Origin of the sequence: Pseudomonas sp. P135, from assembly GCF_020312125.1 — a bacterium.
In the GTDB taxonomy this organism is placed as follows: Bacteria; Pseudomonadota; Gammaproteobacteria; order Pseudomonadales; family Pseudomonadaceae; genus Aquipseudomonas; species Aquipseudomonas fragariae.
Map to the genome: position 1 here is coordinate 362,892 of NZ_JAGPYR010000002.1, position 24,671 is coordinate 387,562.

Sequence of the window (24,671 nt, forward strand, 5' to 3'; positions counted from 1 at the left end):
TATTACAACCTGCGCGCCATCCCCGACACCCGGATCGAGCTTCCCGGTTGCTGCGGGATTTCGGCGCGCAGGCGCGATGGGCTGCCCATGTCCTCGCCCTGAATAATGTCTATCAAACCGCCATGCGGCCAGCCGATATCGCGCAGATAGCCGCCCAGTGCTGCTGTGGCCGCACCGGTGGCCGGGTCCTCGTAGACGCCGCCGAACGCAAACGGGTTGCGGGTGTGGAACAACTGATCGGTCTCGGCCCACGCCAGCAGAATCGTTGCCCAGCCTTCACGAACCATCAGGTCGTGACCCGCCTGCTGGTCGTAGCGCATGGCCTTGAGCCTGGCCCGGCTGTTCAGCGCCAGCAGCAGATGCCCGGCACCGCCATTGATATGCGCGGGGGTAATGCGCTCATCCAGATCGGCATGGCTATAGCCGAACAGCGCCAGGGCTTGTTCCAGCACCGGCGTACTGATCGGCTTACTGAAGGTAGGCGGCGATTGCAGCGCCGCCGACGTCAGCAAGCCCTGCGCGTGGCCCTCGACGGTAATCTGCGCCTGATTGAGTGTCAGCTGAAACACGCCATCGCCTTGCTGTGCCGCCAGCGCTGCGCCCAGGGCGATGGTCGCGTGCCCGCAAAAAGGTACTTCTGCCAGCGGCGAGAAATACCGCACCCGCCAGCCGCCTTCGACAGGCGCAGCGAACGCCGTTTCGGAAAAGCCGATGTCGGCGGCAATCTGCTGCATGACGGCATCATCGGGTAACGCATCGCCAATCCACACACCTGCCGGGTTGCCACCGCGATCGCCATCGCTGAACGCCGCCAGTTTGAGTACTTCAGTTGTCATCGTAGGTGTCCTTGCCTGGGTCAGTAGGGGACAGTGTGCAATGGCGAGGATTTGATTAGCCAGTGAGAACATTTGATGCACGGTATGCGTTTGCCTGATGCATTACACCTCGCACCTTGCCAGACGTCGCTGCACCAGGCGTTCACGCAGTGTGTCGTAGGCCCAGTTGAACAGCAGGGTGTAGGGCAGAAACATCAGCAGCAGGCCGATGTCCAGCCAGAACGCCTCCATCAGGCTGATCGTAAGCCACCATGCGGCCAGCGGCACCACGGCCAGAATCAGTCCGGCTTCGAAACCCGTTGCGTGCAGGACGCGGACCGTCAGGCTCATGGAAAATCCGTAGCGCTTGCGCAGGCGGTCGAACAGCGTGTTGTAGGTCATGTTCCACAGCATGGCGATGGTCGAGATCATCACCGTCATGGCGCCCATCATCGCCAGTGACTGGTTCATCAGCCAGGCCAGCAGTGGTGCGACCAGAATAACGCCGCCGACCTCGAACAGCGCGGCATGCAGTGCCCGCTCACGCAGGGTTTTGCTGGCGACGCCGGGGTGCTGGTCAATGTGCGGTTGGCTGTTACTCATAACTACGCTGCCCTTGGTGCTGGTTGATGGCAGCATTATCATCGGTGTTTGCGTTAAGCTGAAAATCAATACCATCGGTTAAACCGATTTGAGAGTGCCATGAGTTATTCACCCGAAGCCCTGGAAGCCTTCGCCCAGATTGCTGCCCTGGGTTCGTTCAGCGCCGCCGCACGCCGGCTGGGCAAGAGTCAATCGACCATCAGTGAAGCGATCGCCCGCCTGGAAATCGATCTGGGCCTGGAGCTGTTCGATCGCTCTTCCAGGCAACCGGTCCTGACCGAAGCGGGGAGGGTCATGCTGGGCCGTGTCGATGATCTGCTGTGCGCCTCGGACCGGCTGCGTCGCGCGGCTGCGCGGCTTGCGGCAGGCGTCGAGCCACGGCTGACGCTGGTGCTGTCGGATGCCAACCAGTTTGCCGATTTCGAACGGCTGATGACCGAGCTCGATCAACGCTTTCCAGAGCTGGAGATGGAATGCGTGTTCGCCGAGCATGGCGACGCCATCAGCCTGGTGCAGTCGGGGAGGGCGTCACTGGGGCTGCTGTCGGCACAAGCCAGCTATCCACCGGAAATCGGTCACGCGACCATCGATGAAAGTGCCGATTTCGGGCTGTTCGTGTCGCACAAACATCCGCTTGCCGCGCTGGAACGGGTCGATTACCAACAGCTGGCCCGCTATCGCGCCTTGCGCCTCAATACGCTGATCGAGCACAGCATCCCCACTGACGACCTGCCCACCAGCGGCCATCGGCATTGGTCGGCACCCAATTACCTGCTGTTGATGGACATGGCTGCGTTCGGGTTTGGCTGGTCGGCATTGCCGCGCTGGCTGGTGTCGCGCTACTCGGGCGGACTGCTGAAAGAACTGCAAGTCTCAGGCTGGCCACGGCGCTCGGCGGTGGACGTCATCTGGTCGTTCCAGCGCAGTCTGGGGCCTGCGGGGGCGTGGCTGCTGGAGTCGCTGGTACCGTTTGCGGGGGAGTGAGGCGGGTTTGCGCAATTTCCTGTACGCCACAAGCCCTTCCAGCCTCGCGACTGCACCAGAATCCCGCTATAAAGAGTGCCTGCAACCCGACAGCAGAAGGAATAAGGCATGGCTTTCGATTGGCACTCCGACCTTATCACGCGCGACACGCCGGTGGATGACACCTATCGGCATACGCAGAACGTCAGGCGCTTCATGACCTTGCAGTGCGGGCCGTCGTTCAGGTTTGATCGGCCATTCATGGCGTGGATCAACAATGGCGAGCCCAAGAACATGGGGCAAGTCGCAGACCAATGGCTGCGCCTGCATGCCGCAGCCTCAGCATCGAACTGACATCGCTGCGGCGATGGGAGCGGTCCTGCAGGGTAAGTTTCTGTGCTGGTGAAGGCTGCTCACCAAATCGTCTCTCGCTCTGGTCTGGCGAGAACCGACAATTTACGAGCTCAAAACGCCATTATTTTTTGCATGCGAGTGGTTTTTCTCGTAGCGTGCTCGTGCCGCCCCGCATGACGGGAAAGCGGCGCAACCAATGCCTCAGGTGCCGCCGCTTTGACCCCGACAGATTTACAGCATCTCCAGAGCCGGCTAGCGGCTCTGGAGCAGGAAAACGCTTCGCTTAAAGAGAGCCTGAGCGTCACGGGGCGGGAGGCCGAATACGCCCTGGCGCAATCCCGGGAGCGTTATCGTTTTCTGTTCAACGCCATGGATGAAGGCTTTTGCATCATTGAATTCTTTGACGGGCCGCACGGTCCTCTGAGCGATTACATTCACGTTGAAGCCAACCCGGCCTACGAGTGCCACGCCGGCATTTCCAACGTGGTGGGCAAGAAGCTGCGTGAGATGGTTCGCGAGGAGGCCGATGGCTGGGTGGAGTTTTACGGCGACGTGTTGCGGACCGGCAAGCCGATCCGTTTTGAACGCGAACTGGTGGCCACCGGGCGCTATCTGGCCTTGACCGCTTTTCGCATCGAGCCGGCCAGCCGTCGGCAGGTCGCTGTGCTGTTTCAAGACATCACTGAACGCAAGCGCGCTGAACTGGCGCTCAAGCAGCTGAACGAGACACTGGAGGCGCGCATTGTCGAAGCCGTGGCCGAGCGCAATGTGCTGGCCGATGTCGTCAACGGCACCAATGCGATCATTCATGTTGTCGACTGCAATTTTCGCTGGATGGCCATCAATGGCGCGGCACTGCGCGAGTTCGAGCGCCTGTTCGGCATCCGGCCGCAAGTGGGTGACAGTATGCTCGACCTGCTCGACGACCGGCCGCAGAGCAAGGCTGATCTTGAAAGGCGCTGGACGCGCGCATTAGCGGGCGAAGAGTTCGCCGAAAGCGTCAGCTTCAGCGACTCGAACGATCCGGCCAGCCATTTTGAAATACGTTACAGCACGCTGCGCAATGCTCAGGGGCAGGCCATTGGCGCTTACCTGTTTGCCTACGATGTCAGCGAACGGCTGCGCGAGCAGGAGCGCCTGAGCCAGGCTGAAGAAGCCTTGCGCCAGTCCCAGAAAATGGAAGCCGTAGGCCAGTTGACTGGCGGTATCGCCCACGACTTCAACAACCTGTTGACCGGCATCACGGGCTCGCTGGAACTGCTCAAGACACGGGTGAGCCAGGGCCGTTTCAATGAACTGGATCGCTACCTAGGGGCTGCGCAGGATGCCTCCAAACGTGCGGCGTCACTGACTCATCGATTGCTGGCGTTTTCGCGCCGGCAAACCCTGGACCCCAAACCGGTCGACATCAACCGCCTGGTGATCGGCATGGAAGAGCTGATTCGGCGCACGGTCGGGCCGCACATCACTCTGGAAGTCGTGACCTCGGTCGGGTTGTGGTCAACCTTCATCGACGCGCCGCAACTGGAAAATGCCTTGTTGAACCTGTGCATCAACGCCAGGGACGCCATGCCGCGAGGCGGGCGGATCACCATCGAGACGGCCAACCGATGGATTGACGAGCGCGGTTCGCAAGGCCGCGACCTGATCCCCGGGCAGTACCTGTCGCTGTGTGTCAGCGACACCGGTACAGGCATGTCGCCCGAGGTCATCAATCGGGTATTCGACCCTTTCTTCACCACCAAGCCACTGGGGCAGGGTACGGGGCTGGGCTTATCGATGGTGTACGGTTTCGTGCGCCAGTCCGGCGGGCAGGTGCGCATCTATTCCGAGCCTGGTCAGGGCACGAACATGTGCCTGTACCTGCCGCGTCATTACCTCGGGGCGCCAGAAGAGATCGAGGCTGCAGATGCCTGTGGATCGGCGCCTGCACAGACCGAGCGCACGGTAATGATTGTTGACGATGAGCCGACCATCCGCATGCTGGTGGCTGAAGTGCTGGAGGATCAGGGCTACATTCCGATCGAGGCGGGCGAAGGTGCATCCGCGCTCAAGGTGCTGGAGTCCGATGCGCGTATCGACCTGCTGGTGACTGACGTCGGGTTGCCGGGTGGCATGAATGGCCGGCAATTGGCCGATGCTGCGCGCATCATTCGACCCGACCTCAAAGTGCTGTTCATCACCGGGTACGCAGAGAACGCCATCATTGGCAACGGCCATCTGGATCCGGGCATGTGGGTGCTCACCAAACCCTTCACCATGGAAGCGTTTGCCAGCCGCATCTACGAAATGATCGAGCGCGAAGACTGATTCCAGCAGCCGTCAGCGGGTGGGCGGCGCCTGGAATTCACCTTTGGACAAGCCTTCCACGTCATTGCCCATGCTGTCACGAATGCTCAGGTCTGCGCCCTTGTCGGTCAGTTCCTTTAGCACTTCAGTGCGTTTGAACAAGGCGGCGTACATGGCGGCGGTCTGTCCGGCATTGTTGGTGAGGTTCGCACCACAATCTGCCTGCACCAGACGCTTGGCGATGCTCAGTTCACCCTTGAAAATCGCACCCATCAGCGCCGTATTGCCGCGATTGTCCTTGGCGCAGGGGTCTGCTCCGGCGTCTATCAGGCGTATCACCGAGTCTTCATGGCCGTGATAGGCCGCCAGAATCAGACCGGTATAGCCTTGTTCGTCACGGATATTGAGGTCGTAATGAGCTTCGATAAAGGTGTCCAGCATCGGGTTGTTGCCTTCACGGGAGGCGTCGAAAAACAGCGTGCGCAGCTGGCTGGCAGTCTGTTCGGCGCTCAGCTCTGAAGGCGCTGGAGTGGGAGTGGGTGTCGGTGGTGTGGCGTTTGCGGCTGCGGAAAACAGCAGCAAGCCATAGATCAGATGCTTCATGGAGCGTTCTCCTGACGGGAACCGTCCCGGCGACAGAGCACCGGGACGGGGTATCAGATCATCAGTCCTTGAGGCTTGCAGCCAGGGACTTGACCTTGCTCAGATCGCCTTTGGCGACTTCGGCTACCCGAGTGCCGTAGTCAGGATCTGCCTTGTACAGGTACGACAGCATGATGTTCTTGCTTTCAGTGTCGGTGTCGGCCAGCGACTCGCCGAAGCTCTGCACCAGGTCAGTCTTCTCTTTCGCGCTGTAGGAGCGATACAGATCACCCGCCTGCTTGAAGTTCTGCTCACGCGTGATCTTCGCCTGCTGGGTAGTGCCACTGAGCGGCAGCTGGCTGTAACGCGCCTTGTCATCCGCTGGACGCGGTTCCAGACGGCTCGGCTCATAGTTGACGCCGCTGGTGGTGTGGCCGGTATTCAGCGCACCGTCCTGATTGCCGTTGTTGACCGCAACCTTGGGCTGGTTGACGGGCAGGCTCAGGCCATTGGCGCCAAGGCGATACATCTGGGTGTCAGCGTAGGAGAACACACGGCCCTGCAACAGGCGGTCCTCGGAAGGTTCGATACCTGGAACCAGGTTGGCCGGGGCCATGGCGACCTGCTCGGTTTCCTGGAAGAAGTTATCGACGTTCTTGTTCAAGACCATCTGCCCGATCTTCTTCTCGGGAACGTCCGGCCAGATCTTGGTGGCGTCCAGTGGATCGAAGTCGAATTTCGCCAGCTCTTCAGGTTTGAGGACCTGAACGTACAAATCCCATTTCGGGAAGTCACCCTTTTTGATCGCGCCGACCAGATCGTTGGTCAGGTGGCTGTAATCCTTGGACTGGACCTGAGCGACTTCCTTGGGATCAAGGTTCTTGAGGCCCTGCAGGGATTTCCAGTGGAACTTCACGTAGTGCACTTCGCCCTTGGCGTTGACCAGTTTGTAGGCGTGTACACCGTTGCCGTCCATGAAGCGATAGCCCGCTGGGGTGCCCTCGTTCGAATACAACAGGGTCAGCGTACGGGTGGCTTCCGGTACGTGGGAGAAGAAGTCGAAGCGACGCGAATCGTTGTCCAGATTGGTACGCGGGTCAGGTTTGAACGCGTGGACCATGTCCGGGAACTTGATGGCGTCACGGATGAAGAAGGTCGGGAAGTTGTTGCCCACCAGGTCCCAGTTGCCGTCAGCCGTGTAGAACTTGGTGGCGAAGCCATGCGGGTCGCGCAGGGTTTCCGGCGAGTGATTGCCGTGAACCACGGAGGAGAAGCGTACGAATACCGGGGTCTTCTCACCGGATTTGAACACGGTCGCCTTGCTCAGGTCGCTGATGTCGGCCGAGGCCGTGAACTCGCCTTTGACGCCGGTGCCACGGGCATGCACGACGCGTTCAGGAATGCGTTCGCGATCAAAGCGCTGCAGCTTTTGCAGCAGTTGCACGTCTTGCAGCAGGACAGGCCCTTGGGCGCCTGCGGTCTGAGAGTTCTGATTGTCGCCGACGACGGCGCCATTGTCGCGGGTCAGGGTGTCAGCGGCATAAACGGTCGGAACAGTAATCAGACCGGCTGCAGTTAAACACACCATGTGTCTGGACCAGTTTAATAACGGCATTTTGAATCCCTCATATTTTTAGTAGGCCGGGTTATCTTAGGCGCGTGAGGGAAACACAGTGATTATAAAAATGTATCGGGGCGATTGAGATAAATACTCGGGCAAAAGGTAGACCCGGTAAAGAATGTTTGTACCCGTTGATATGGTGCACTGAGGGCACGTTCATATGCGGTGGATCAAGTTATATTTTCCTGCCTTTGCTAGTTATGCATCTCCTTGAAAATATTTGATTTTTATTAAATGTTGGCAGTCATTAAACACGCTGTTTTTCTCCGTGTTCAGGTCAATGTGAATCATTATCAGCTTTATTGTCTGGTAGCACTACAGATGGCCGTGATGTGCGCTGGTACGATCGTACTGATACTTGTGGCCATCTTGTCAGTAGGTGGCTATTTGATATTCTTTTTCCAGGTCATCGTATAAGTTGTAACTAAGGTGCCGCGCTGCAGAATGCTGGCAATATGACAATATCGGTCTTGAATGCCTCGACGCGCTATCATGTGGCCACATTCTGTACAGGCACACCTCTTTAATGGAGCCCCTTGTCCCATGCCAACGATCATGCTGCTACACACCCCGCCGCCGGAATTCATCCGTAGCCAGATCCAGCAGATGGTCGTCGATTACGTGACTGACATCAGCCTGGTAGCCATCGCGCCGAGCAACCCACTGTACAACCTTTACCAGTACGGCGTGGGGTACGAGGTGCATCTGTACCTGAATGCCATGGACGGTTCGCAGCAGCTGGCCGTGGAGCTGATCGTTGCGCTGGACGACGAAGACCCCGAAACCGTCTTGGGTTTTTTGCTGTACCTGCCTGTGCAGGATGACCCGGAGGCCTGCGCCGTAGCTTACATGGCGGTGCGCGACAGCCACCGCCGTCAGGGCATCGCACGCTCGATGCTGGAGAAAATGACCAGTCGCTATCCGCACGCAGAGCTGTATTGCGTGGTCGGCAAAGTCGCGTATTTCGAGGCGATGGGTTTTCAGGTGCTGGGTGCGCGTGGTCCGCAGGTCATCATGAACACGCGTGATCACGGTACTGACGGTCTGCTTGCCGTCATGGATATCGCACCGATCTACAACTCGGTGGAAGTGCGGCAGATCCACGCTTATTTGCTCAAACAGCATGGCAACAGCGCGATGGTCGATGCGGAGAAGCAACGCGACCGCCACCTGGACCGCATGGCCCTTGAAGCGAGAACGCTCGCCGAGCAACGTCTTGGCAACAATGAGCTGGCAGACGGCGTGTCGCAAACGTTGCGGCTGCACTGATTAAAGAAGAGCGTGCGAACGAGGCAGGACCGATAGAGGGCATTAGTTGCACACGTGCGACTTGTCAAAGCTCTTTTTATCAAAAAGCGAGGAGGCCGTGGAACGATCCAAATGAGGTGAAGTCATTATGACATCATCGCTGTTTGATCAACTCATTCCGGCACTGACACCACTCCTCATTCAGCAACAGGTAAGCCCCATGAACGTCCTGCGTCAGTCCAAGTTTTCCACCAAGCTGCTCTCTGCTTTCATCATTTGTGCATTGATTACGCTGGCCGTCGGCGCTCTGGGAATGGTGGGCGTGACCCGCCTGGCCAACGCCCTTGAGCTGACCTTCTCCAACAACCTTGTATCGGTCAGCAACACCAATGAAGCGCTGACCAGCTTCACCGCTCACAACCGCGGGTTGTACCGTTTGCTGGATGCGCAGGATGGCGGTGTCTCCGAAACGGACAAGGATCGAGTTCGTCAGGCGTTGAGTGATGACCTGGCCCGTGCGCAAAAAGTGTTCGCGATCTACCGCGCCACGCCTCTGGAAGATGACGAGCGCGCCGCCGGTGACCAGCTGGAACTGATGCTGCCCGCTTACATTTCCGGCTCTCAACAGGTTGTCGACCTGATGAAGGCGGGTAATTACGAGGCTGCCCGGACCCAGTTGAACAGCCTGTCCTCGGAAAGCTTTACCAAGGTGCGCAGTTACATGCGCGTCATGATCGACTCCAACAATCGTCAGATCAAGGAAGGCGCAGCCGCTGCTGCCGACCTGAAGGCCAGTTCGGTATTGATGCTGGAGATTGGTGTGGTGATCGCGTTTCTGGTGGCGATCATGCTGGGCGTGCTGATTACCCGCATGATCACCCGTCCTTTGGCTGTTGCAGTCGCCAGTGCTCAGCGCATTGCGGGCGGTGACCTGACTCAGCCTATTGTTTCTACCAGTGGCGATGAGGCCGGACAACTGTTGAACGCGCTGTCCGATATGCAGGGCGGTCTGAAAAACACCATTCAACAGATTGCCAGTGCCTCGGACCAGCTGGCTTCCGCTGCCGAAGAGCTGAGCGCCGTCACCGATGAAAGCACCCGCGGGCTGACTCGCCAGAACGACGAAATCCAGCAGGCGGCAACAGCCGTCAATCAGATGACTGCCGCAGTGGAAGAAGTGGCGCGCAACGCGGTGTCCACCTCCGAAGCGTCGAAGTCCGCTACAGACGATGCCGTCGATGGCCGTGGTCAGGTCGATCACACGGTCAAGGGCATCACCACCATGGTCCACGAGATCACCGCATCCACTGGCGCTGTCTCCGAGCTGGCCGGGCATGTGCGGGAAATCAGCAAGGTGCTTGACGTGATTCGCAGTATCGCCGAGCAGACCAATCTGCTGGCCTTGAACGCCGCCATTGAAGCTGCACGTGCTGGCGAGCAGGGCCGTGGTTTTGCGGTGGTGGCTGACGAGGTTCGGGCCCTGGCGCACCGTACCCAGGCATCGACAGTGGAAATCGAAGGCATGATCAGCACCGTGCAGTCAGGTGCCGACGGCGCGGTTGCGGCGATGGGCAAGAGCCTGTCGCTGGCCACCAACACGCAGGAACTGGCCCTGCGTGCGGGCGCGGCGCTGGAGAAAATCACCTTGGGTGTAGCCACCATCAACGAGCGCAATCTGGTCATTGCTTCCGCCTCGGAAGAGCAGGCCCAAGTGGCCCGCGAGGTAGACCGCAACCTGATCAATATTCAGGACCTGTCGACCCAGAGCGCTGCCGGTGCCAACCAGACCAGCGCGTCCAGTCAGGAACTGTCGCGACTGGCCACTTCGTTCAACTCACTGGTTGCCAACTTCAAGCTGTAAGTCGTCCTCACGAGGCATTGTCTGGCGCACGTCTGGGCCCGATCGGTTGTTAAATTCCGGTCAGGCATAAAAAAGGCGTTGCGCCCGACCGGGTCATTTCGCGCATCATAGGCGGACTCAGCCCGAGAGAGACTTTTCATGCCTGTCATTCATTACCTTCTGCGCCTGTCGCTCCCGCGAGTGTCGATATCCTTTCTGGCCTTGTTGTGCTCTGGCGTGTTTGCCAGTGCTGCGCTGGCCGGCGACGAAACGCAATTGATCGAATCCCTCAATGCCTATCGCGGCCAGGCGCAGCGCTGCGGCGAGCAGGTGTCCATGGAACTGCCGCCGCTGACCAGCGACGCGCGTCTGGTGCTGCCGGCCAGTGGCAATCTGGACCTGCAACAGGCGCTGACCCGTGCTTCCTATCCGATGGTCACTGTGCAGGCGATAAGCCTGTCCGGTCCGAACAATGCAGACGCTGCACTCAAGGCGGTGCTGGAGAGTTTCTGCCGCGTGGTGCTGGACCCGCAATTCGTCGACATCGGGGTCAGCCGCGAAGGGCGAGACTGGCGTATCGTGCTGGCGCGCTCGCTGGTCGCGTCGCGTCTTGGCGATTGGCAGGCAGAGGGGCAAAAGATTCTGGGCATGATCAACAATGCCCGCACTCAGGCACGCCAGTGCGGCACACAATCCTTCGCCGCTACCACGCCGCTGGCCTGGAACCTGGTGCTGGGGACCGCTGCGCAACGTCATTCCCAGGCGATGGCCAATCAAAACTTTTTTGACCACAAGGATCGCGACGGCCGCACGCCTGGCGACCGCGCCGAACTGGCCGGGTATGTGGGTCAGCAGGTGGGCGAGAACATTGCCGCCGGCCAGGACAGTGCGCGCAAGGTCGTGGATGGCTGGCTGCTGAGCCCGGGCCACTGCGCCAACCTGATGAATCCGGATTTCCGCGAGCTGGGCGCAGCCTACGCAATGGACCCCAAAAGTGACGCAGGAATTTACTGGACGGCAATGTTCGGCACGCAGCAGTAGCGTCTGGCGCTGCGCTGGTAACCTGGAATCAGAAGCGGAATGCCTGACGGCCGATCAGCAACCATTGGCCGTTCTGCTTTTGCCAGATTTGGAAGTTCTCGATTTCAGTCGGCACAAGCTTGCCGCTGTTCACCGCCTGAGCCGAAAAGTGATTGCGCACCAGTGCCACGTCGCCGGACAGGGTGATCTTTTGATTGAGCATCTTCAGGTCATTGAAGGCGCTCTTGCCGGTTTCGATGTCCGCAATGAATGCCTTCTTGTCCTGGATAGTACCGCTGGAGTGACCATACGTGAGGTTGTCGGCGGTCAGCGCATCGAGTTGCGCTATGTCCTTGTGCCACATGGCTTGTGTCAGTTTGTCTACGGCATTGGCGACATCGGTCTCGTCGGAAGGCGAGGCCGCGACGTAACCGGTGAACAGGCACAGAAACCCCATCAGCAGTGTCAGCTTTTTCATGTTCATCCCTTTTCTTGTGATTATTGAAGGTGAGCGAAACCGGCTCAGATGACAGAATTCATCTGTCGTCGTACAACTTAGATCAGGGAAGGCCATTCGACAAGGGGAGATGCCGGGAAGCGAGCTTCCCGGCAGAGGGGCTTAAACGCGGAATTGCTTGGTGAGACGGTTCAGGCTTGAAGCCAGGGTCGACAGTTCGGCAGTGGCGATGGCCGTCTGATTGGAGCCCTCGGATGTCTGGCTGGACAGATCACGAATGCTGACCAGGCTTCTGTCGACTTCTCGAGCGACCTGAGCCTGCTCTTCGGCGGCGGTGGCGATCATCAGGTTGCGTTCATTGATCTGGCTGATGGATTCGGTGATTTCCAGCAGCGCCTTGCCAGCGCCATTGGCCATCTCCAGTGTCTTGTGGGCCTGAACGCTGGTCTGCTCCATTGCGCTGACAGCATTGCCGGTGCCGGTCTGGATCGAGTCGACCATCTGTTCGATTTCACGGGTTGATTGCTGGGTGCGATGCGCCAGCGCCCTGACCTCGTCCGCCACCACCGCAAAACCCCGCCCGGCTTCACCTGCACGAGCCGCTTCGATGGCTGCGTTGAGTGCCAGCAGGTTGGTCTGTTCCGCGATGGCACGGATCACATCCAGCACCTTACTGATATCCGTCGCCATGACGGCCAGGCCTTGTACCTCAGTGGAGGTGATCTGCACCTTGGAGACCATCAGGTTGATCGCCGTGACGGTCTCATCGACCTGCGCGCGCCCAGCCATGGCTGCAGTGCTGGATTGCGAGGTCACCTCAGATGCCGATGCGGCGTTACTGGCCACTTCCTCTACTGCCGCGCTCATCTCGTTGACGGCGGTGGCTGCCATTTCGATCTCGTTGGTCTGGCGCAGAATGGTGCGCGAGGCGTCTTCGGTGACGGCATGCATTTCCTCGGAAGTCGCAGCCAGTTGGGTGGAGGAGTCGCCGATCAGGGTCAGGGCATTGCGCAGGTTGGACTGCATGGTGGCGAGTGCGGCAATCAGTTTCGCCGCCTCGTCAGTGCCATGTTGCGGGATGTCCTGGCTCAGATCATTGGTGGCAATGCGTTGCGCGATACTCAACGAATCGCCAATCGGGCCAGTCAGACTGCGGGTGTACATCCAGGCGAGGAGCAGCGTGGTGATGACGCCTACGGTGATGAAAATGCCCACCATCCACAGCGTCTGCTGATAGGCAGCGTTAGCGGCAGCGCCGGCTTTCTCGGCTTTGGCGTCGTTGACGCCAATGAGTTTCTTCAGCCCGGTTTCAACCTGATCGGCCGCGCTTTTCATTTCGCCATTGGAAGTTGCCACTGCAGCTTCCAGATTGCCGGCGGCTACCGAGGCGAGGTAGCGATCCTGTGCCACCTGATACCCGGCCTGTGCCTGGGACAATTCGTCGAAGGCCTGGCGCCCTTGCGGAGTCACGATCAATTTGCCGAGCGTGTCAAAATAGCCGGCGATCAGCGAGCGCGACTGCTGGATATCGCTGAGCGCCTTGGTCTTTCGATCCTGCGGCTCAATCGGATTGCGCACACGGGCGTTGTTGCCGCGGATACTGACAAACTCCCGATCGATCGATGCGAGCTGTTTCACGCTCGGAAGCACATTGGTCTCGATGAATTTTTCCGCCGCATTGAGCTCGGCTGCCTGACGCAGGGCAAGCAAGCCCAAGGCAATGATCATCAGGCAGAACACGCCGAAACAAAGCGTCGAGCGCGCGGCCAGGTTGAGTTTTCGCAGGATCATGAGTATTTCTCCGAGAGGGTAGACAGCTATCGCCCTCATTCGGATTAACTTGGCTGCAAAAGAGTAACAAGGTGTGTCAGAAGGGTTGCAATTACGGTTCTTATCAGTACCGGCTGGTTCTGTTATGCAGACTCAACGTTTCTCCATACCCAACATGAAGGTATCCACTGCGCGTTCGACCATGGCGCGAATTTCTTCGATGCTTAGCGGCATGGGCGCCTGTTGGTAAAGGCGAATGTCGGTCTCGGCAGTCAACAGCGAGGTCAGCTGCAACGCGGCGATGTGCGGATCGGTTTCACGCAACTGGCCTTTTCGCATCGCCAGAGTCATGAGCGAGGTAACTGTCTGCAGGCACTGGCTGGGGCCGGACTCGTAGAACATCATGCCGATGTCCGAGTGCCCGGACTCGGCCACTACCATGCGATACACGGCCAATGCCTTGTCATCATTGATAAGCACCATCAGCATGCGTTCCCCGAAGCGCGTGAACAGGGCCCGCAAATCGATCGGTTTGTCATCCTGGATCGCCAGCTCTGAAACCGCGTCGGCCAGATGGGCAGTTGCAAGCCTGTTGACCACAGCGATGAACAGTTCTTCCTTGGAGGGAAAGTAACTATAGATCGTTGCCTTGGAGCCACCCATTCGTTTGGTGACTTCATTCATCGAGGCACGCTCGTAGCCCATTTCGAGGAAGACACTTGCTGCGGCATCAATGATGGCTTCGCGGCGAGCTTCAGTACGGACCTTCATTCATATCCTCAATTCTCCAGTGAGCAGATCGTGTACAAAATTCCCTAGACTGGAACTGAACCGTTCGGTACGATTTCAGTCGACTCCGTGGAGCTTACTGGAAAAGCAGGCGTAGATAAATGCCGATGGACTGCACCCGGCCATTCGTTGCCCGAATCCATTCAAAGATGGAGTGAACAGTTCTATGACCATTATCGACTTCAACAAATCCGTCAAACGCGCTTTTCGTGGTAAAACGGTAGCCGCTCCTCATCTTGAAAAAGTGCTGACCGTGATTCTGAAGACCGACGCGCCTGTGCTCATGGGGATATGCAGCGACGGACTGCGTAGCAACAGCAATGTAGTGGGCGGGGAGTTTTACGGCGAAAACTTCAGCGGCTCGGTACTCTCCGGCGGCAGCAATACGCTGGTTGAGTTGTCATCCGAGCTTGCCTTTCTCGAAACCCGTTTCACGCTGGTCACCCAGTTGGGCGAAATGATCAACGTTGAAAGCAGGGGTGCTCTGCTCGTTGACGAAACGGGCCAGCACGAACTTCAGAACGGGCTATGGCCAATCAGCGAAGGCCATTACCAGTGCACTTGCACACCACGCTTTCAGGTCGCTCTGGGCCCTAACGAGTGGCTGGAGAAGAGCGCATTCATCGGCAGGTTCGAATACCTGTATGGCAATGAAGCGCTGATCAGTTTTTACCGAATGAAGTTCTGATTCATCCGTTTGATTGCCCACGGAGCAAGCCCGCGCAGGCCTGCTTCGTGGCAACCTCTTAGAACGTGACGCTGGCGCTCAGGCGTGCGGTGCGTGGTTCACCCACATTGACCTGCAACGGGCTGTCGGTACTGGACGGGTAGTACTGCTTGTCGAACAGGTTATCCACGTTCAATTGAAGGCGGGTTTTATAACCTGCCATTGGCACATCCCAGCGCAGGAACGCATCAGCCACGGTGTAGCTGCTCATGTAGAACGTGTTTGCGTTGTCACCCGCCCTATCGCCGACATAGCGCGCGCCACCACCGGCATGCCATTCGCCCAGACCGGACGGGACTTGCAGGTGATGGGTGAGATACAGGCTGGCGGTATGTTTCGGTGCCTGACTCAAACGGTTGCCCTCGTTTTTGGGGTCATCAAGCACTTCGGTATGTGTGTAGGCGTAAGTGCCGATCATGTCCCAGCGCTCGGCAATTCGACCGGTCACGTCCAGCTCGATGCCTTGTGAACCTACCTTGCCTGCGGCTTCGCTGACACCGGTCACGCCGGTAGGAGTAACGACGTTTTTCTTCTCGATGTCGAACACCGCCAGGTTGAAGTCAAGTTCCGGTGCCAGCGCATATTTGGCGCCGACTTCGTAGCTGCGGCCTTCTTCCGGGTCGAAGGTGGTGCCGTCATCGTTGACGTCATCATTGGGGACGAAAGAGCGGCTGTAGTTGCCGTACAACGACAGGTCCTCATTGACCTTGAATACCAGGCCCGCCATCGGCAGGAATATATCGTCATTTTTGTTCAGATTAGTGTTGCGGCTGGCGCCGAGGCCTTGGGCGATGTGCTGGTCATAATGCTGATAGCGGCCGCCCAGGACCAGAATCCAGCGGTCATCAAGATGCCAGTTGTCCTTGAGGTAGATGGACGATGAGGTCAGTTGATTGCTCAGGTTGCTGGTGGTCGTACTGACAACACTGGGCTCCGCCAGGCTGCCGTAGCTGGGCGAAAAGATATTGAAGCCACCCTGTACGCCATTGCGGTAAGTCTTGCCGCGGTACTTGTCGGAATCCTCCTGCTCGGCACCGATCAGCAGATCATGTTGCTGGCCAAACACCTCCTGCTTGCCGATGAAGTCCCAGCTGGCATAACGCGTTTCATAATCGTAATGGCCGCCATTGGCCTGGCGTCGCAGCACGCCGCTGCTGGACAGCGTGCTCGGCTGGGCAATCGAGAGGCTGTAGCGGTCGTTGTTCCAGCCGTAGGTCAGGCGGGCTTTCCAGTCATCGCTGAGCTGGTACTCGAAGCGTGCGGTAGCGGTTTCGCTGATGCCGACCGTATTTGCCCATTTTTCGTCCAGGCGCTTGTCGTAGCTGATATCGGCCGGATGACCGCCGGTGAACACCGTGCCACGATCGAACGGGCTGACGTAATCGTTGTACTCGTAAGCCAGCGTCAGGCTGGCGCGCTCCCCGGTCCAGGACAGCGACGGCGCGACCAGCGTGTGCTGGTCAACGCCATAGTTACGCCAGTAGTCCTCGCTCTGACGCTCGGCCACCAGGCGGTAGGCCAGCCCCGAGTCACCCAGCGGGCCGGTGGTGTCGATGCCGAAGCTGCCGCCGCCTTCGCTGTACGCCGAGCCACTGAGCGTGGTGCTTTGCACGTATTGCGGCTGTTTGCTGATCACATTGATCACGCCACCCGGCTCCATCGCCCCGTACAGCAGCGAGGCCGGGCCTTTGAGCACTTCAACGCGTTCGGTAGTGGCACCGAAATTTTTCGACACCACCGAGCGCACGCCGTCACGCAGCACCGAGCCATCATCGTTGGTGCCAAAGCCGCGCTTGACCAGCGAGTCCTTGGTATTGCCAAGGGTATTGCCCTGGCTGACACCACTGACAAACTTCATGGCATCGTCCAGCGAGCGCACGTTGTAGTCGGCGATGGTTTGCGGTGTCACCACGTTGACCGACTGCGCTTCTTCCTTGAGCGGTACGTCACTCTTGCTCGCAGTGCTGGCGCTTTTGGCGCTGTAGCCTTCCTGCGCTTCGGTCGCGGTTGCCGACACCTGCGTAGCGGGCAGCGTTGCGGTTTCGGCAGCATGCACTGCGCCGCCGGAGAACATCGCCAGAGAAAGCGCGGACAGCAGAAAAGAGCCGGGACGGCGAGGGCATTGGAAGGAAGTGCTCAAGGGAGATGCTCTGCTAGGACGTTAATAGCAATAATTGTAATTTGATATTAATTCTCATGTAAATAAATGATTGAGGCGCCCGATGGTTTCGGTCGCCTCGGCAGACAGCTCAGGACTGAGCCGTTACGTTGGCATCGATCCGCTTGCCCATGCTGATAATGAGCTCAGGCGTATAGCCCAGGGTTTTATAGAAGGCCTGCACGCTTTCATTGAAGGTATGGATCTGCAGGTTGATCTTCACGCAGCCGAGATCCGCAAGCGACTTTTCTGCGTGCCTGACCAGCCGGGTGCCTAGGCCGTTGCCGCGCTGTTGCGGATCGACGGCGACCGAATACAGCCAGCCGCGATGCCCGTCATAGCCGGCAAGGAGTGTGCCGACCACCTCGTCATCCGCGAGAGCAACGAAGAACAAATGGTCGTCGACAGCCAGTTTCTTGTCGATCGACAGGTCTGGGCGATTGTGTGGCATGTCGTCATTGAAGACGGTCTTCCACAGCTGGATGACCGCCAGGCGGTGATGCGGGTCTGAATACTCGACAATACAGTTCATTGCGGGGTCCTTAGGCCATGAATCCGAAGACTACTGCCACGCACCCGGCGCTGTCTAACCGGCGTTCTTTGAGTCCTTGCCCTGTTTTGTCACCTGAGGCAGTGATGCCGGTTTATCGAACAGGGCACGAATGGCCCGGCTGTAAGCGGGCTGTCCGAGCTGCATGCTGTTGTTATGCGTACCGCCAGGCACCAATAACAGTTTCTTCGGCTCCCGCGCGGCTGCAAACAACTGTTCGCTGAAGCGTGCCGGTACATAGCGATCCTCGGTGCCGTGCACGATCAGCACCGGCATATGGATGTCTGCAATCTTGTCCAGCGAGTCGAACTTCTGCGACAGCAGCCAACGCACCGGCAACGATGTGTTGGCAAGCGCGGTGGCCACATCGGCGAGGTTGGTGAACGTGGATTCGATGATCAGCCCGCGGGCCTGAATGGGTGCATTGTCCTTTTCAGCGTCTTCGCCCAGCTCGGCAGCCAGATCCACTGCCACCGCACCGCCCAGAGAGTGTCCATAAATCAGCCTGCGCTGCGGGTCGGGTTGCAATTGCTTCAGGCGTTCCCAGGCGATGCGTGCGTCTTCATATACAGACCTTTCCGAAGGCAGTTGGCCCATGCTTTGCCCGAAACCCCGGTAATCGATCGCCAGTATCGAGTAGCCCTGTGCCTTGAGTTGCTGGATACGGAACAGCTGGCCGGTGAGGTTCCATCGTGATCCATGCAGGTACAACACCGCCGGGGCGTTCTTGTCCGCAGCGGGCCACCACCATGCGTGGATATTCTGCGAGGTACCGAATGCCGGTGTACTGAGTTCGATTTCCTGCACATCTGCCGGCAGACCGCTGTACCAGCTGGCGGTACCGGGCTCGATGCGAAACACCAGTTCGCGCTCCTTGTGTTCAAGCACTGCACAGCCGACGGGCAGGCCAAGAATGATGGCTATCATGCAAACCCATCTGAGCGGACGGGCTTTGAAGCGGGCCAGTGGCGAAATCGACATAAAAGGAATAGTCCGGTCAACAAAGTGAAATAAATGCAGAATCTGCATTCGGGATGCAAGACCAGCCGACGAATACCGGGTTACAGGATATTGCGTACTTGCGCCGTAACTACTGACAGGCTGAGCGGGAACGCGATGTTCGAGTAAAACCCATCGCTTCAACACCTTGCGCAAGGTGGCTCAAAGGCGGGGTCAACAGCGCTGCTCATTAGCACGTTTTGCTATTGAGGTAGCCCTTTTCGATAGCTGCGGATTATGCTGTGTCAGCGAGGGCGCTGTGTTTTTGTCACCTTCCGTCGCCCGCTGCACCAATCTGCTTGCTGTATACCCGCGCTTTCTTCAATTTCTTCAAGAGGTTACCGCCTATGTTCACTCACCGTCCCCTGGAAGAAAAAGACGTCCCTCTCATCTGCGAGCTGCCGCAGAATGCCGATGAGCTGTTCTACATGTTCCCCAGGGCAACGTACCCGTTGACTGCCTCACAACTCAGTGAAGCGCTTCAAACGCGTCATGACTCGACCGTCATCGAAATGGACGGTGAGGTGGTAGGCTTTGCCAATTTCTCTCACTGCACCTTTCGCGGCCGCTGTTCGCTGGGCAACGTCATCATCGCACCGAAGGCCCGGTCCAGAGGGGTAGGGCGCTTCATGATCACCACCATGATGGGGATCGCGTTCGACAAGCACGAAGCGAGCGAAATGATCGCGTCGTGCTTCAACCACAACGTGCCAGGCTTGCTGTTTTATCCGCGGATGGGGTTTCGTCCGTTCCACATTGAAGAAAAGCGCGATAAGCGCGGCGAGCGTGTTGCGCTGATTCATCTGCGGCTGTCCGGCAAGGACCTGGAACATACACAAGAGTAAGTTTTCAACGTGGGCACGCGCGACCCTTTTCAACAGGGCGTGCGTGCCGTGTCGAGCCGCTTGCGTTCCAGGCGTTGACCGTTCGTCAGTCTTTATTCTCTTGCTTCGCGCGCCTTTTATCCGCTGTGATTCACGCCGGGTGCCATTTTGTTGAAGATCATGACGGTGAATCGTTTTTTCTGTGGATGCCCTCAATAAGAAACAGCGTTAAAAGGGCGCGGGATATTCAGTTATGGAAGTTGCCTGAAGTGCAGGACACCGTGTATAACGGGTTTAAGCATCACGTAAGTGGCGACAGATAATTGGCGGGCTGGCGCGTGCCGTTTTTAAAAAGTCATCAACAATAAAAATTATCAAAATTTTGTCACTGCCGGGACATGCTTACACACATAAGGAGATAAAGAAATGATCGCGAGTGGACTGTCCGAGTTAGAACTCAGGAGCATTGTGGAACGTGCGTTTCTGCCGTTGCGTTGCACCTGTACGATTGCCAACGAGCAGATGAATGTGCAGATAAGCGACCCGGTATCGGGGCGCACCCAGCGTCAGAAGAGCCTGCCGCTCAGCCGTATCAATACGGTTCGGGACATCTCTGCGCTGGTGGCCGAGCTGCGTGAAGAGCCGGTGACGACTCGAGTAGCGAAAGCGTACTACAGCGCTGCCTGATACGGCTGCACCCCGCTGATGCCGCGGCATCACGTTACAGGGCCCTGATCATCGCTGATCGGGGCCTTGTCATTTTTATGGGCGCTGTGGCGGCCTCATTCAGCGCCCGGAACGGGGCACGTCTGGTCTTCATGACCGCGAAACTTCTGGTGGCGCACAACCGCTTTGAGCTCGTCAAATTAACAGCGTCGAAAGCATGCTGTTTTTAGCGCAGACGATAAAAAATAAGTTGAACGCATTGAGCGCGTTAATGTCATCGAACACTATCTTTTTGAAGTGGCCTTCAAGGATTAAAAGATGCAAGGTCATTCAAATCATCAGGTTATACAGCGACACTGAGCGATGGCGGACTCCGGCAGCCCGTTTGACACTCCCGCGTTTCTTTGCAACTATTCAGTTGCCGACTTATTTTGTAACGCATTGTCACTCTTTGCAGGTTGATAAAAGCGCTGTCTTAAAAAGGGCGGTAGCATGACGCATCCCTTCTGGCAGGTCTGAAACTTCAAACTGTACCTGCAGTATTGTAATTTTTTGTGAAGACCACCTTTTCTAACCATGGCGTCTCCTCAGCGCCGTGAATGAGCGCGTGTGTATTCTGCTGCGTATGTTTCGCCTCGAATCGTGCATGGACGCTGGTTCGCCTTATCAGCCAGGCATTCGATCATCCAGAACTTCTGGACTGCACCAACGTATGAAAATGACGATGGAGCATCATTATGTTTGATAACTGTATGGAAACAGCCTGCGGTTGTGTGGTGGGCGGTGCCGGGCTGGCAGGCATGGGTTTTTTGTTCAACGCCCTGAAGAGCGGCGCGATGCCCGGGCTTGCTGCGAAAGGACTGATTGTCATTGATGCAAGTGACCGGCCCGGGGCGGGTGCGCTGGGAGACTACCGGATCACTGCCAACTCGGTAGGCGATGTATTCATCGATTGCCTTCGCGATCCGGCATTGCGCGAGGTGTTCGAGACCCTCGAATACTCGGCAGCCTACTGGCGCATCAAGGCGCAGGCACAGAGCGCGCCGCAACTGTCGGATGTGGGCGTGCTCATGGCCGAGGCAGCCAGGCTGGTGCTGGACCACATCGTGCAACGTTATGGCGTAGAAGTATGGTCCGGCACCCGCCTTGATGAAGTCATTTGCGAGGGCGACGAGTTCTGTCTGCGCGTTGACAGTGTGCATGGCAAAAGACGCGTGCGCTGCCAGGCGCTGGTACTCAACCTGGGCGGGCGACAGGATCCACAACACTTGATTGATGATCTTGCCCGACAAGGCCTGGCGCTGCCGGAGCACTGCACTGTCCAGAGCGCCGACCGCTTGCTACGCATGAACGCGGTGCAGTTGCGCGAAGTGTTTGCCCCGGCGCTGGCCGGTGACGGGCGCATAACCATCGTCGGGGGATCTCACAGCGCGTTCTCGACGCTGGAGAATCTGGCGGATGCACTGGAGTTTGCCGGCCTGCAGGAACTGACACTGGTTCATCGCAGCAGTATCAGGCTGTTTTACGAAAGTGCCGAGCTGGCACAGGCGGCCGGTTACGCATTCGACTCGCAGTGTGATGTCTGCCCGGTTTCAGGTCGGGTCAACCGTTCCGGAGGTTTGCGTTACCGTGCGCTGGAGATCGGACGCGAGGCGCTGCAAAGCGGCCGCGTAGGCAAAACCGGCGTGCGCGTGCAGATGTTGCAGACACTGGGCGGACGCTCCGATGAACATGAGCAGGCCCGACTGGCCCTGGCCGACTCGACTGTAATCGTGCAGTGCTCTGGCTATCAGCCCGTGTTGCCGAGACTGTGGGATGCCGATGGCAACCCCGTCAGTTTGCGCGAGGCCAAGGGTGGTCTCGACTCGGACGCTGGCGGCTGTCCAGTCGATCAGCACGGTCGTCGAATGAGGGGGCTGCATCTTTTCGGCCTGGGCGCCGGGCTGGGCGTCGACCCGCAATTAGGCAGCGAACCCGCCTTCGACGGCCGGATATACGGCGTCTGGCAGTTTCATCATGATGCCAGCCGAGCGGTACTGGAGGCGGTCACGCGCAGACTCGCTCATCAGCCTGTAGCTGCCGAGACGTTCATTTCGGACGGATTCATGCAGGCGGTGTTAGGCCTTCAAGCCGGTTAAGCGGGTGCAGCAGAGAAGCGCAGAATGGCGGCCATAAAAAACGGCGTCCCAGGGACGCCGTATGGCCGGTCTGCCAATAAACGGCAAATCAGCATTGAATAAGGGGGAGTGCGAGAATTATTGTGGGTCCTGGTTGGGAGCCAGTTCTGCCTGGATACGTTTGTAGATTTCTTCACGGTGCACTGAAACATTTTTGGGTGCATTGATGCCCAGGCGGACTTGAAGCCCTTGAACGCCAAGAATCGTGACGGTGATCTCGTCACCGATGTTTATGCTTTCGCCTACTTTGCGAGTGAGTATCAACATAATCTTTTCCTTGATGGCCTCTTGAAAACGCCTCTCTCAAGAGGCTGGCGTTTGCCTTTGCGTGGTGATTGTTGCCGAGTGCATCCAAATGCATCCGTCTTATGACGTCGCACAGGTGAATTAAATTCCCTCGGTTCATTTTCTTGTCATCGAGATTTGCATCCCGGATACGACGAGTGCGCCAATTCTGCCCGTTTCGACGTGAAAATGCCCGTATTTACTGGCGTCATATAAAAAGTAACGTGAACCGCTGCACCGTTTCAGGTCGTCATCCTCTCGGTCGACGGCGCTGCTCAAGCCATTTCGATATGAGTACAAGCGTAGGCATGACTGCACCAGATTGCCCGTGCTTTCTGAAAATTCAAATGAAAGTGGTGAGCGAGTGTGTAGGAAGGGACTGCGGATCACCTTCGTGTCCACGCTGATGCGGGGTATTGCGGGGGGACTGGAGTGGGGTGATGCACAGGTGTGAGGCGGGGCCAGGCCCTCGCGGGCTTCAGCTCCCGCGAAGGCTTGGCCGGGGTTTACACCGCCATTGACAACAGCATGATGAAGATCAGGCCGACGACCGAGAGGATGGTCTCCATCACCGTCCATGTCTTGAAGGTCTCGGCAACGGTCATGTTGAAGTACTGCTTCACCAGCCAGAACCCGGCGTCATTGACGTGCGACAGAATCAACGAGCCGGCGCCGGTTGCCAGCACCAGCAGCTCGCGATTGACGCCTGGAATCAGGCCGACCACCGGCGCTACGATGCCGGCACCGGTAATGGTTGCCACCGTCGCCGAACCGGTTGCGATGCGGATGACCGCCGCTACCAGCCAGGCCAGCATGATCGGGTTGATCTGCGCCTGCACGGCCATGTGCCCTATGACGTCACCCACGCCGCTGGCAACCAGCATCTGCTTGAAGCCACCGCCTGCGCCGACAATCAGCACGATTGCCGCCACCGGGGCCAGACTCTGGTCCAGCAGCTTCATGATCTTGCTGCGGTCGAAACCACGCGCGGCACCAAAGGTGTAGAACGCCAGCAACAGCGCGGCAAGCAGGGCGGTGATCGGGTGACCGATCAGGTCCATCCAGATGCGGAACATGTTGTTTTCCGGCAACACCACGTCGGCAAAGGTCTTGAGCAGCATCAGGAAGACCGGCAGCAGGATGGTCACCAGCGTGATGCCGAAGCCTGGCAGGTTTTCAGTGCTCGACTCCTTGGCGATCTGATCCATCAGTTCCTTGGACGGTGTGCCGGGGATGCTTTTGGAAATCCAGTTACCGAAGATCGGGCCAGCGATGATGGCCGTCGGCAGTGCAACGATCAGTCCGTAGAAAATGGTTTTGCCGATGTCAGCCCCGAAGATGCCGATGGCCAGCAACGGACCTGGATGCGGAGGAACCAGACCGTGTACGGCCGACAGGCCTGCCAGCAGCGGAATGCCGATCTTGACGATGGGCACGCCGGTGCGCCGTGCGACGATGAACACCAGCGGGATCAGCAGGACAAAACCGATCTCGAAGAACAGCGGGATGCCCACCAGAAAGGCAGAGAACATCATTGCCCAGTGCACTTTCTGTTTGCCGAAGGTGCGTATCAGCGTTTGCGCAATCTGGTCCGCGCCGCCCGAGTCGGCCATCAGCTTGCCGAGCATGGTGCCCAGGCCGAGGATGATACCAACGAAGCCCAGTACGCCGCCGAAGCCGTCCTGGAAGGATTTCATGACTTTTTCCACCGGCATTCCCGAGGTCAGGCCAAGAAAGCCTGCCGCCAGGGTCAACGCGACGAAAGGGTGTACCTTGAAGGTGGTGATCAGCAGCACCAGGCCGACGATGGTCACCAACGCATCGACGAGCAGGAACGTCTCATGGGTCATACCGAACATGGGTGTCTCTCCGGTTTATTGTTTTAAGGAACTGTTAACAGCGCCGACTTCAATCGTGTGTGCGCAAGACAGCGC

At 58.1% G+C, this 24,671-nt stretch carries 22 protein-coding genes and 1 pseudogene; 11 read left to right on the top strand and 12 right to left on the bottom strand.

From position 1 onward, the window contains the following. Window positions 1-2 precede the first annotated feature (2 nt). Both KBY08_RS04160 and KBY08_RS04165 read right to left on the bottom strand, forming a co-directional pair. Window positions 3-836: a PhzF family phenazine biosynthesis protein gene (locus KBY08_RS04160; protein WP_011268384.1), complete on the bottom strand. Its 834-nt coding sequence runs from the start codon at window positions 834-836 to the stop codon at window positions 3-5. A 102-nt stretch (window positions 837-938) separates the two neighbouring features. After that, on the bottom strand, window positions 939-1,418 hold the full coding sequence (locus KBY08_RS04165; protein ID WP_003403809.1) for a multidrug/biocide efflux PACE transporter: 480 nt from the start codon (window positions 1,416-1,418) through the stop codon (window positions 939-941). A gap of 99 nt (window positions 1,419-1,517) precedes the next feature. Here KBY08_RS04165 and KBY08_RS04170 point away from each other — a divergent pair, with 99 nt between their 5' ends. The 3 genes from KBY08_RS04170 to KBY08_RS04180 all read left to right on the top strand — a co-directional run bounded on the left by KBY08_RS04170 (window position 1,518) and on the right by KBY08_RS04180 (window position 5,045). Further along, window positions 1,518-2,402, top strand: a complete 885-nt coding sequence (locus KBY08_RS04170; protein ID WP_003403808.1) for a LysR family transcriptional regulator — start codon at window positions 1,518-1,520, stop codon at window positions 2,400-2,402. Between the two features lie 108 nt (window positions 2,403-2,510). Next, the gene (locus KBY08_RS04175; RefSeq protein ID WP_024642585.1) at window positions 2,511-2,735 is read left to right on the top strand and encodes a DUF6434 domain-containing protein; all 225 of its coding nucleotides are present in this window, start codon (window positions 2,511-2,513) and stop codon (window positions 2,733-2,735) included. Between the two features lie 216 nt (window positions 2,736-2,951). After that, window positions 2,952-5,045, top strand: a complete 2,094-nt coding sequence (locus KBY08_RS04180; RefSeq protein WP_058822822.1) for a PAS domain-containing sensor histidine kinase — start codon at window positions 2,952-2,954, stop codon at window positions 5,043-5,045. Between the two features lie 12 nt (window positions 5,046-5,057). On the opposite strand, the gene KBY08_RS04185 is transcribed toward KBY08_RS04180, so the two are convergent. Continuing rightward, window positions 5,058-5,627: an ankyrin repeat domain-containing protein gene (locus tag KBY08_RS04185; protein WP_003403801.1), complete on the bottom strand. Its 570-nt coding sequence runs from the start codon at window positions 5,625-5,627 to the stop codon at window positions 5,058-5,060. 61 nt (window positions 5,628-5,688) lie between these two features. After that, window positions 5,689-7,194, bottom strand: a complete 1,506-nt coding sequence (gene katB / locus KBY08_RS04190) for a catalase KatB (RefSeq protein WP_024638661.1) — start codon at window positions 7,192-7,194, stop codon at window positions 5,689-5,691. Window positions 7,195-7,770: 576 nt separating this feature from the next. Between katB and KBY08_RS04195 the strand changes: the two genes are divergently transcribed. The 4 genes and pseudogenes from KBY08_RS04195 to KBY08_RS04205 all read left to right on the top strand — a co-directional run bounded on the left by KBY08_RS04195 (window position 7,771) and on the right by KBY08_RS04205 (window position 11,356). Further along, on the top strand, window positions 7,771-8,496 hold the full coding sequence (locus KBY08_RS04195) for a GNAT family N-acetyltransferase (RefSeq protein WP_024642586.1): 726 nt from the start codon (window positions 7,771-7,773) through the stop codon (window positions 8,494-8,496). Between the two features lie 199 nt (window positions 8,497-8,695). Further along, window positions 8,696-9,478 (top strand): annotated as a pseudogene (locus KBY08_RS26645) (MCP four helix bundle domain-containing protein); the annotation flags it as partial. Continuing rightward, window positions 9,473-10,336 (top strand): methyl-accepting chemotaxis protein, encoded by an 864-nt coding sequence (locus KBY08_RS26650; RefSeq protein ID WP_404944258.1) that lies wholly within the window; start codon window positions 9,473-9,475, stop codon window positions 10,334-10,336. The pseudogene KBY08_RS26645 and the gene KBY08_RS26650, both read left to right, overlap by 6 nt. Window positions 10,337-10,474: 138 nt before the next feature. Further along, on the top strand, window positions 10,475-11,356 hold the full coding sequence (locus tag KBY08_RS04205; protein ID WP_024642587.1) for a CAP domain-containing protein: 882 nt from the start codon (window positions 10,475-10,477) through the stop codon (window positions 11,354-11,356). A 28-nt stretch (window positions 11,357-11,384) separates the two neighbouring features. Here KBY08_RS04205 and KBY08_RS04210 read toward each other — a convergent pair whose 3' ends face one another. The 3 genes from KBY08_RS04210 to KBY08_RS04220 all read right to left on the bottom strand — a co-directional run bounded on the left by KBY08_RS04210 (window position 11,385) and on the right by KBY08_RS04220 (window position 14,333). Further along, on the bottom strand, window positions 11,385-11,813 hold the full coding sequence (locus tag KBY08_RS04210) for a nuclear transport factor 2 family protein (protein ID WP_032607810.1): 429 nt from the start codon (window positions 11,811-11,813) through the stop codon (window positions 11,385-11,387). Window positions 11,814-11,954: 141 nt separating this feature from the next. Further along, on the bottom strand, window positions 11,955-13,622 hold the full coding sequence (locus KBY08_RS04215) for a methyl-accepting chemotaxis protein (protein ID WP_371834304.1): 1,668 nt from the start codon (window positions 13,620-13,622) through the stop codon (window positions 11,955-11,957). A 93-nt stretch (window positions 13,623-13,715) separates the two neighbouring features. Next, on the bottom strand, window positions 13,716-14,333 hold the full coding sequence (locus KBY08_RS04220) for a TetR/AcrR family transcriptional regulator (RefSeq protein ID WP_024651396.1): 618 nt from the start codon (window positions 14,331-14,333) through the stop codon (window positions 13,716-13,718). 184 nt (window positions 14,334-14,517) lie between these two features. On the opposite strand from KBY08_RS04220, the gene KBY08_RS04225 reads away from it, so the two are divergent. Next, window positions 14,518-15,039 carry a DUF3237 domain-containing protein gene (locus KBY08_RS04225; protein WP_003403786.1) on the top strand — a complete coding sequence of 174 codons (522 nt, stop codon included), beginning with the start codon at window positions 14,518-14,520 and terminating at the stop codon, window positions 15,037-15,039. A 58-nt stretch (window positions 15,040-15,097) separates the two neighbouring features. Here the strand turns inward: KBY08_RS04225 and KBY08_RS04230 are convergent, their stop codons facing one another. The 3 genes from KBY08_RS04230 to KBY08_RS04240 all read right to left on the bottom strand — a co-directional run bounded on the left by KBY08_RS04230 (window position 15,098) and on the right by KBY08_RS04240 (window position 18,767). Then, the gene (locus tag KBY08_RS04230) at window positions 15,098-17,218 is read right to left on the bottom strand and encodes a TonB-dependent siderophore receptor (protein ID WP_024661110.1); all 2,121 of its coding nucleotides are present in this window, start codon (window positions 17,216-17,218) and stop codon (window positions 15,098-15,100) included. Between the two features lie 109 nt (window positions 17,219-17,327). Next, window positions 17,328-17,768, bottom strand: coding sequence for a GNAT family acetyltransferase (locus KBY08_RS04235; RefSeq protein ID WP_024642324.1), 441 nt, complete (start codon window positions 17,766-17,768; stop codon window positions 17,328-17,330). 54 nt (window positions 17,769-17,822) lie between these two features. Next, on the bottom strand, window positions 17,823-18,767 hold the full coding sequence (locus tag KBY08_RS04240) for an alpha/beta hydrolase (RefSeq protein ID WP_032654974.1): 945 nt from the start codon (window positions 18,765-18,767) through the stop codon (window positions 17,823-17,825). Between the two features lie 365 nt (window positions 18,768-19,132). On the opposite strand from KBY08_RS04240, the gene KBY08_RS04245 reads away from it, so the two are divergent. From KBY08_RS04245 to KBY08_RS04255, 3 genes are all read left to right on the top strand, one after another. After that, the gene (locus tag KBY08_RS04245) at window positions 19,133-19,630 is read left to right on the top strand and encodes a GNAT family N-acetyltransferase (protein WP_003403782.1); all 498 of its coding nucleotides are present in this window, start codon (window positions 19,133-19,135) and stop codon (window positions 19,628-19,630) included. Window positions 19,631-20,035: 405 nt separating this feature from the next. Beyond that, the gene (locus KBY08_RS04250; RefSeq protein WP_003403781.1) at window positions 20,036-20,296 is read left to right on the top strand and encodes a DUF1652 domain-containing protein; all 261 of its coding nucleotides are present in this window, start codon (window positions 20,036-20,038) and stop codon (window positions 20,294-20,296) included. A 716-nt stretch (window positions 20,297-21,012) separates the two neighbouring features. Beyond that, window positions 21,013-22,413, top strand: coding sequence for a hypothetical protein (locus KBY08_RS04255; RefSeq protein ID WP_024642322.1), 1,401 nt, complete (start codon window positions 21,013-21,015; stop codon window positions 22,411-22,413). Between the two features lie 117 nt (window positions 22,414-22,530). On the opposite strand, the gene csrA is transcribed toward KBY08_RS04255, so the two are convergent. Next, a complete protein-coding gene (csrA, locus tag KBY08_RS04260; RefSeq protein WP_002554157.1) occupies window positions 22,531-22,719 on the bottom strand; it encodes a carbon storage regulator CsrA in 189 nt (62 codons plus the stop codon). 524 nt (window positions 22,720-23,243) lie between these two features. Beyond that, window positions 23,244-24,596: a GntP family permease gene (locus KBY08_RS04265; RefSeq protein WP_003315860.1), complete on the bottom strand. Its 1,353-nt coding sequence runs from the start codon at window positions 24,594-24,596 to the stop codon at window positions 23,244-23,246. Between the last annotated feature and the right edge of the window lie 75 nt (window positions 24,597-24,671).

Excerpts from the sequence above, each read along its gene's own strand:
- KBY08_RS04160 (WP_011268384.1), bottom strand. The coding sequence starts at position 836 with ATGACAACTGAAGTACTCAAACTGGCGGCGTTCAGCGATGGCGATCGC.
- KBY08_RS04165 (WP_003403809.1), bottom strand. The coding sequence starts at position 1,418 with ATGAGTAACAGCCAACCGCACATTGACCAGCACCCCGGCGTCGCCAGC.
- KBY08_RS04170 (WP_003403808.1), top strand. The coding sequence starts at position 1,518 with ATGAGTTATTCACCCGAAGCCCTGGAAGCCTTCGCCCAGATTGCTGCC.
- KBY08_RS04175 (WP_024642585.1), top strand. The coding sequence starts at position 2,511 with ATGGCTTTCGATTGGCACTCCGACCTTATCACGCGCGACACGCCGGTG.
- KBY08_RS04185 (WP_003403801.1), bottom strand. The coding sequence starts at position 5,627 with ATGAAGCATCTGATCTATGGCTTGCTGCTGTTTTCCGCAGCCGCAAAC.
- katB (WP_024638661.1), bottom strand. The coding sequence starts at position 7,194 with ATGGTGTGTTTAACTGCAGCCGGTCTGATTACTGTTCCGACCGTTTAT.
- KBY08_RS04195 (WP_024642586.1), top strand. The coding sequence starts at position 7,771 with ATGCCAACGATCATGCTGCTACACACCCCGCCGCCGGAATTCATCCGT.
- KBY08_RS26650 (WP_404944258.1), top strand. The coding sequence starts at position 9,473 with ATGCAGGGCGGTCTGAAAAACACCATTCAACAGATTGCCAGTGCCTCG.
- KBY08_RS04205 (WP_024642587.1), top strand. The coding sequence starts at position 10,475 with ATGCCTGTCATTCATTACCTTCTGCGCCTGTCGCTCCCGCGAGTGTCG.
- KBY08_RS04210 (WP_032607810.1), bottom strand. The coding sequence starts at position 11,813 with ATGAAAAAGCTGACACTGCTGATGGGGTTTCTGTGCCTGTTCACCGGT.
- KBY08_RS04215 (WP_371834304.1), bottom strand. The coding sequence starts at position 13,622 with ATGAGGGCGATAGCTGTCTACCCTCTCGGAGAAATACTCATGATCCTG.
- KBY08_RS04220 (WP_024651396.1), bottom strand. The coding sequence starts at position 14,333 with ATGAAGGTCCGTACTGAAGCTCGCCGCGAAGCCATCATTGATGCCGCA.
- KBY08_RS04225 (WP_003403786.1), top strand. The coding sequence starts at position 14,518 with ATGACCATTATCGACTTCAACAAATCCGTCAAACGCGCTTTTCGTGGT.
- KBY08_RS04235 (WP_024642324.1), bottom strand. The coding sequence starts at position 17,768 with ATGAACTGTATTGTCGAGTATTCAGACCCGCATCACCGCCTGGCGGTC.
- KBY08_RS04240 (WP_032654974.1), bottom strand. The coding sequence starts at position 18,767 with ATGTCGATTTCGCCACTGGCCCGCTTCAAAGCCCGTCCGCTCAGATGG.
- KBY08_RS04245 (WP_003403782.1), top strand. The coding sequence starts at position 19,133 with ATGTTCACTCACCGTCCCCTGGAAGAAAAAGACGTCCCTCTCATCTGC.
- KBY08_RS04250 (WP_003403781.1), top strand. The coding sequence starts at position 20,036 with ATGATCGCGAGTGGACTGTCCGAGTTAGAACTCAGGAGCATTGTGGAA.
- KBY08_RS04255 (WP_024642322.1), top strand. The coding sequence starts at position 21,013 with ATGTTTGATAACTGTATGGAAACAGCCTGCGGTTGTGTGGTGGGCGGT.
- csrA (WP_002554157.1), bottom strand. The coding sequence starts at position 22,719 with ATGTTGATACTCACTCGCAAAGTAGGCGAAAGCATAAACATCGGTGAC.
- KBY08_RS04265 (WP_003315860.1), bottom strand. The coding sequence starts at position 24,596 with ATGTTCGGTATGACCCATGAGACGTTCCTGCTCGTCGATGCGTTGGTG.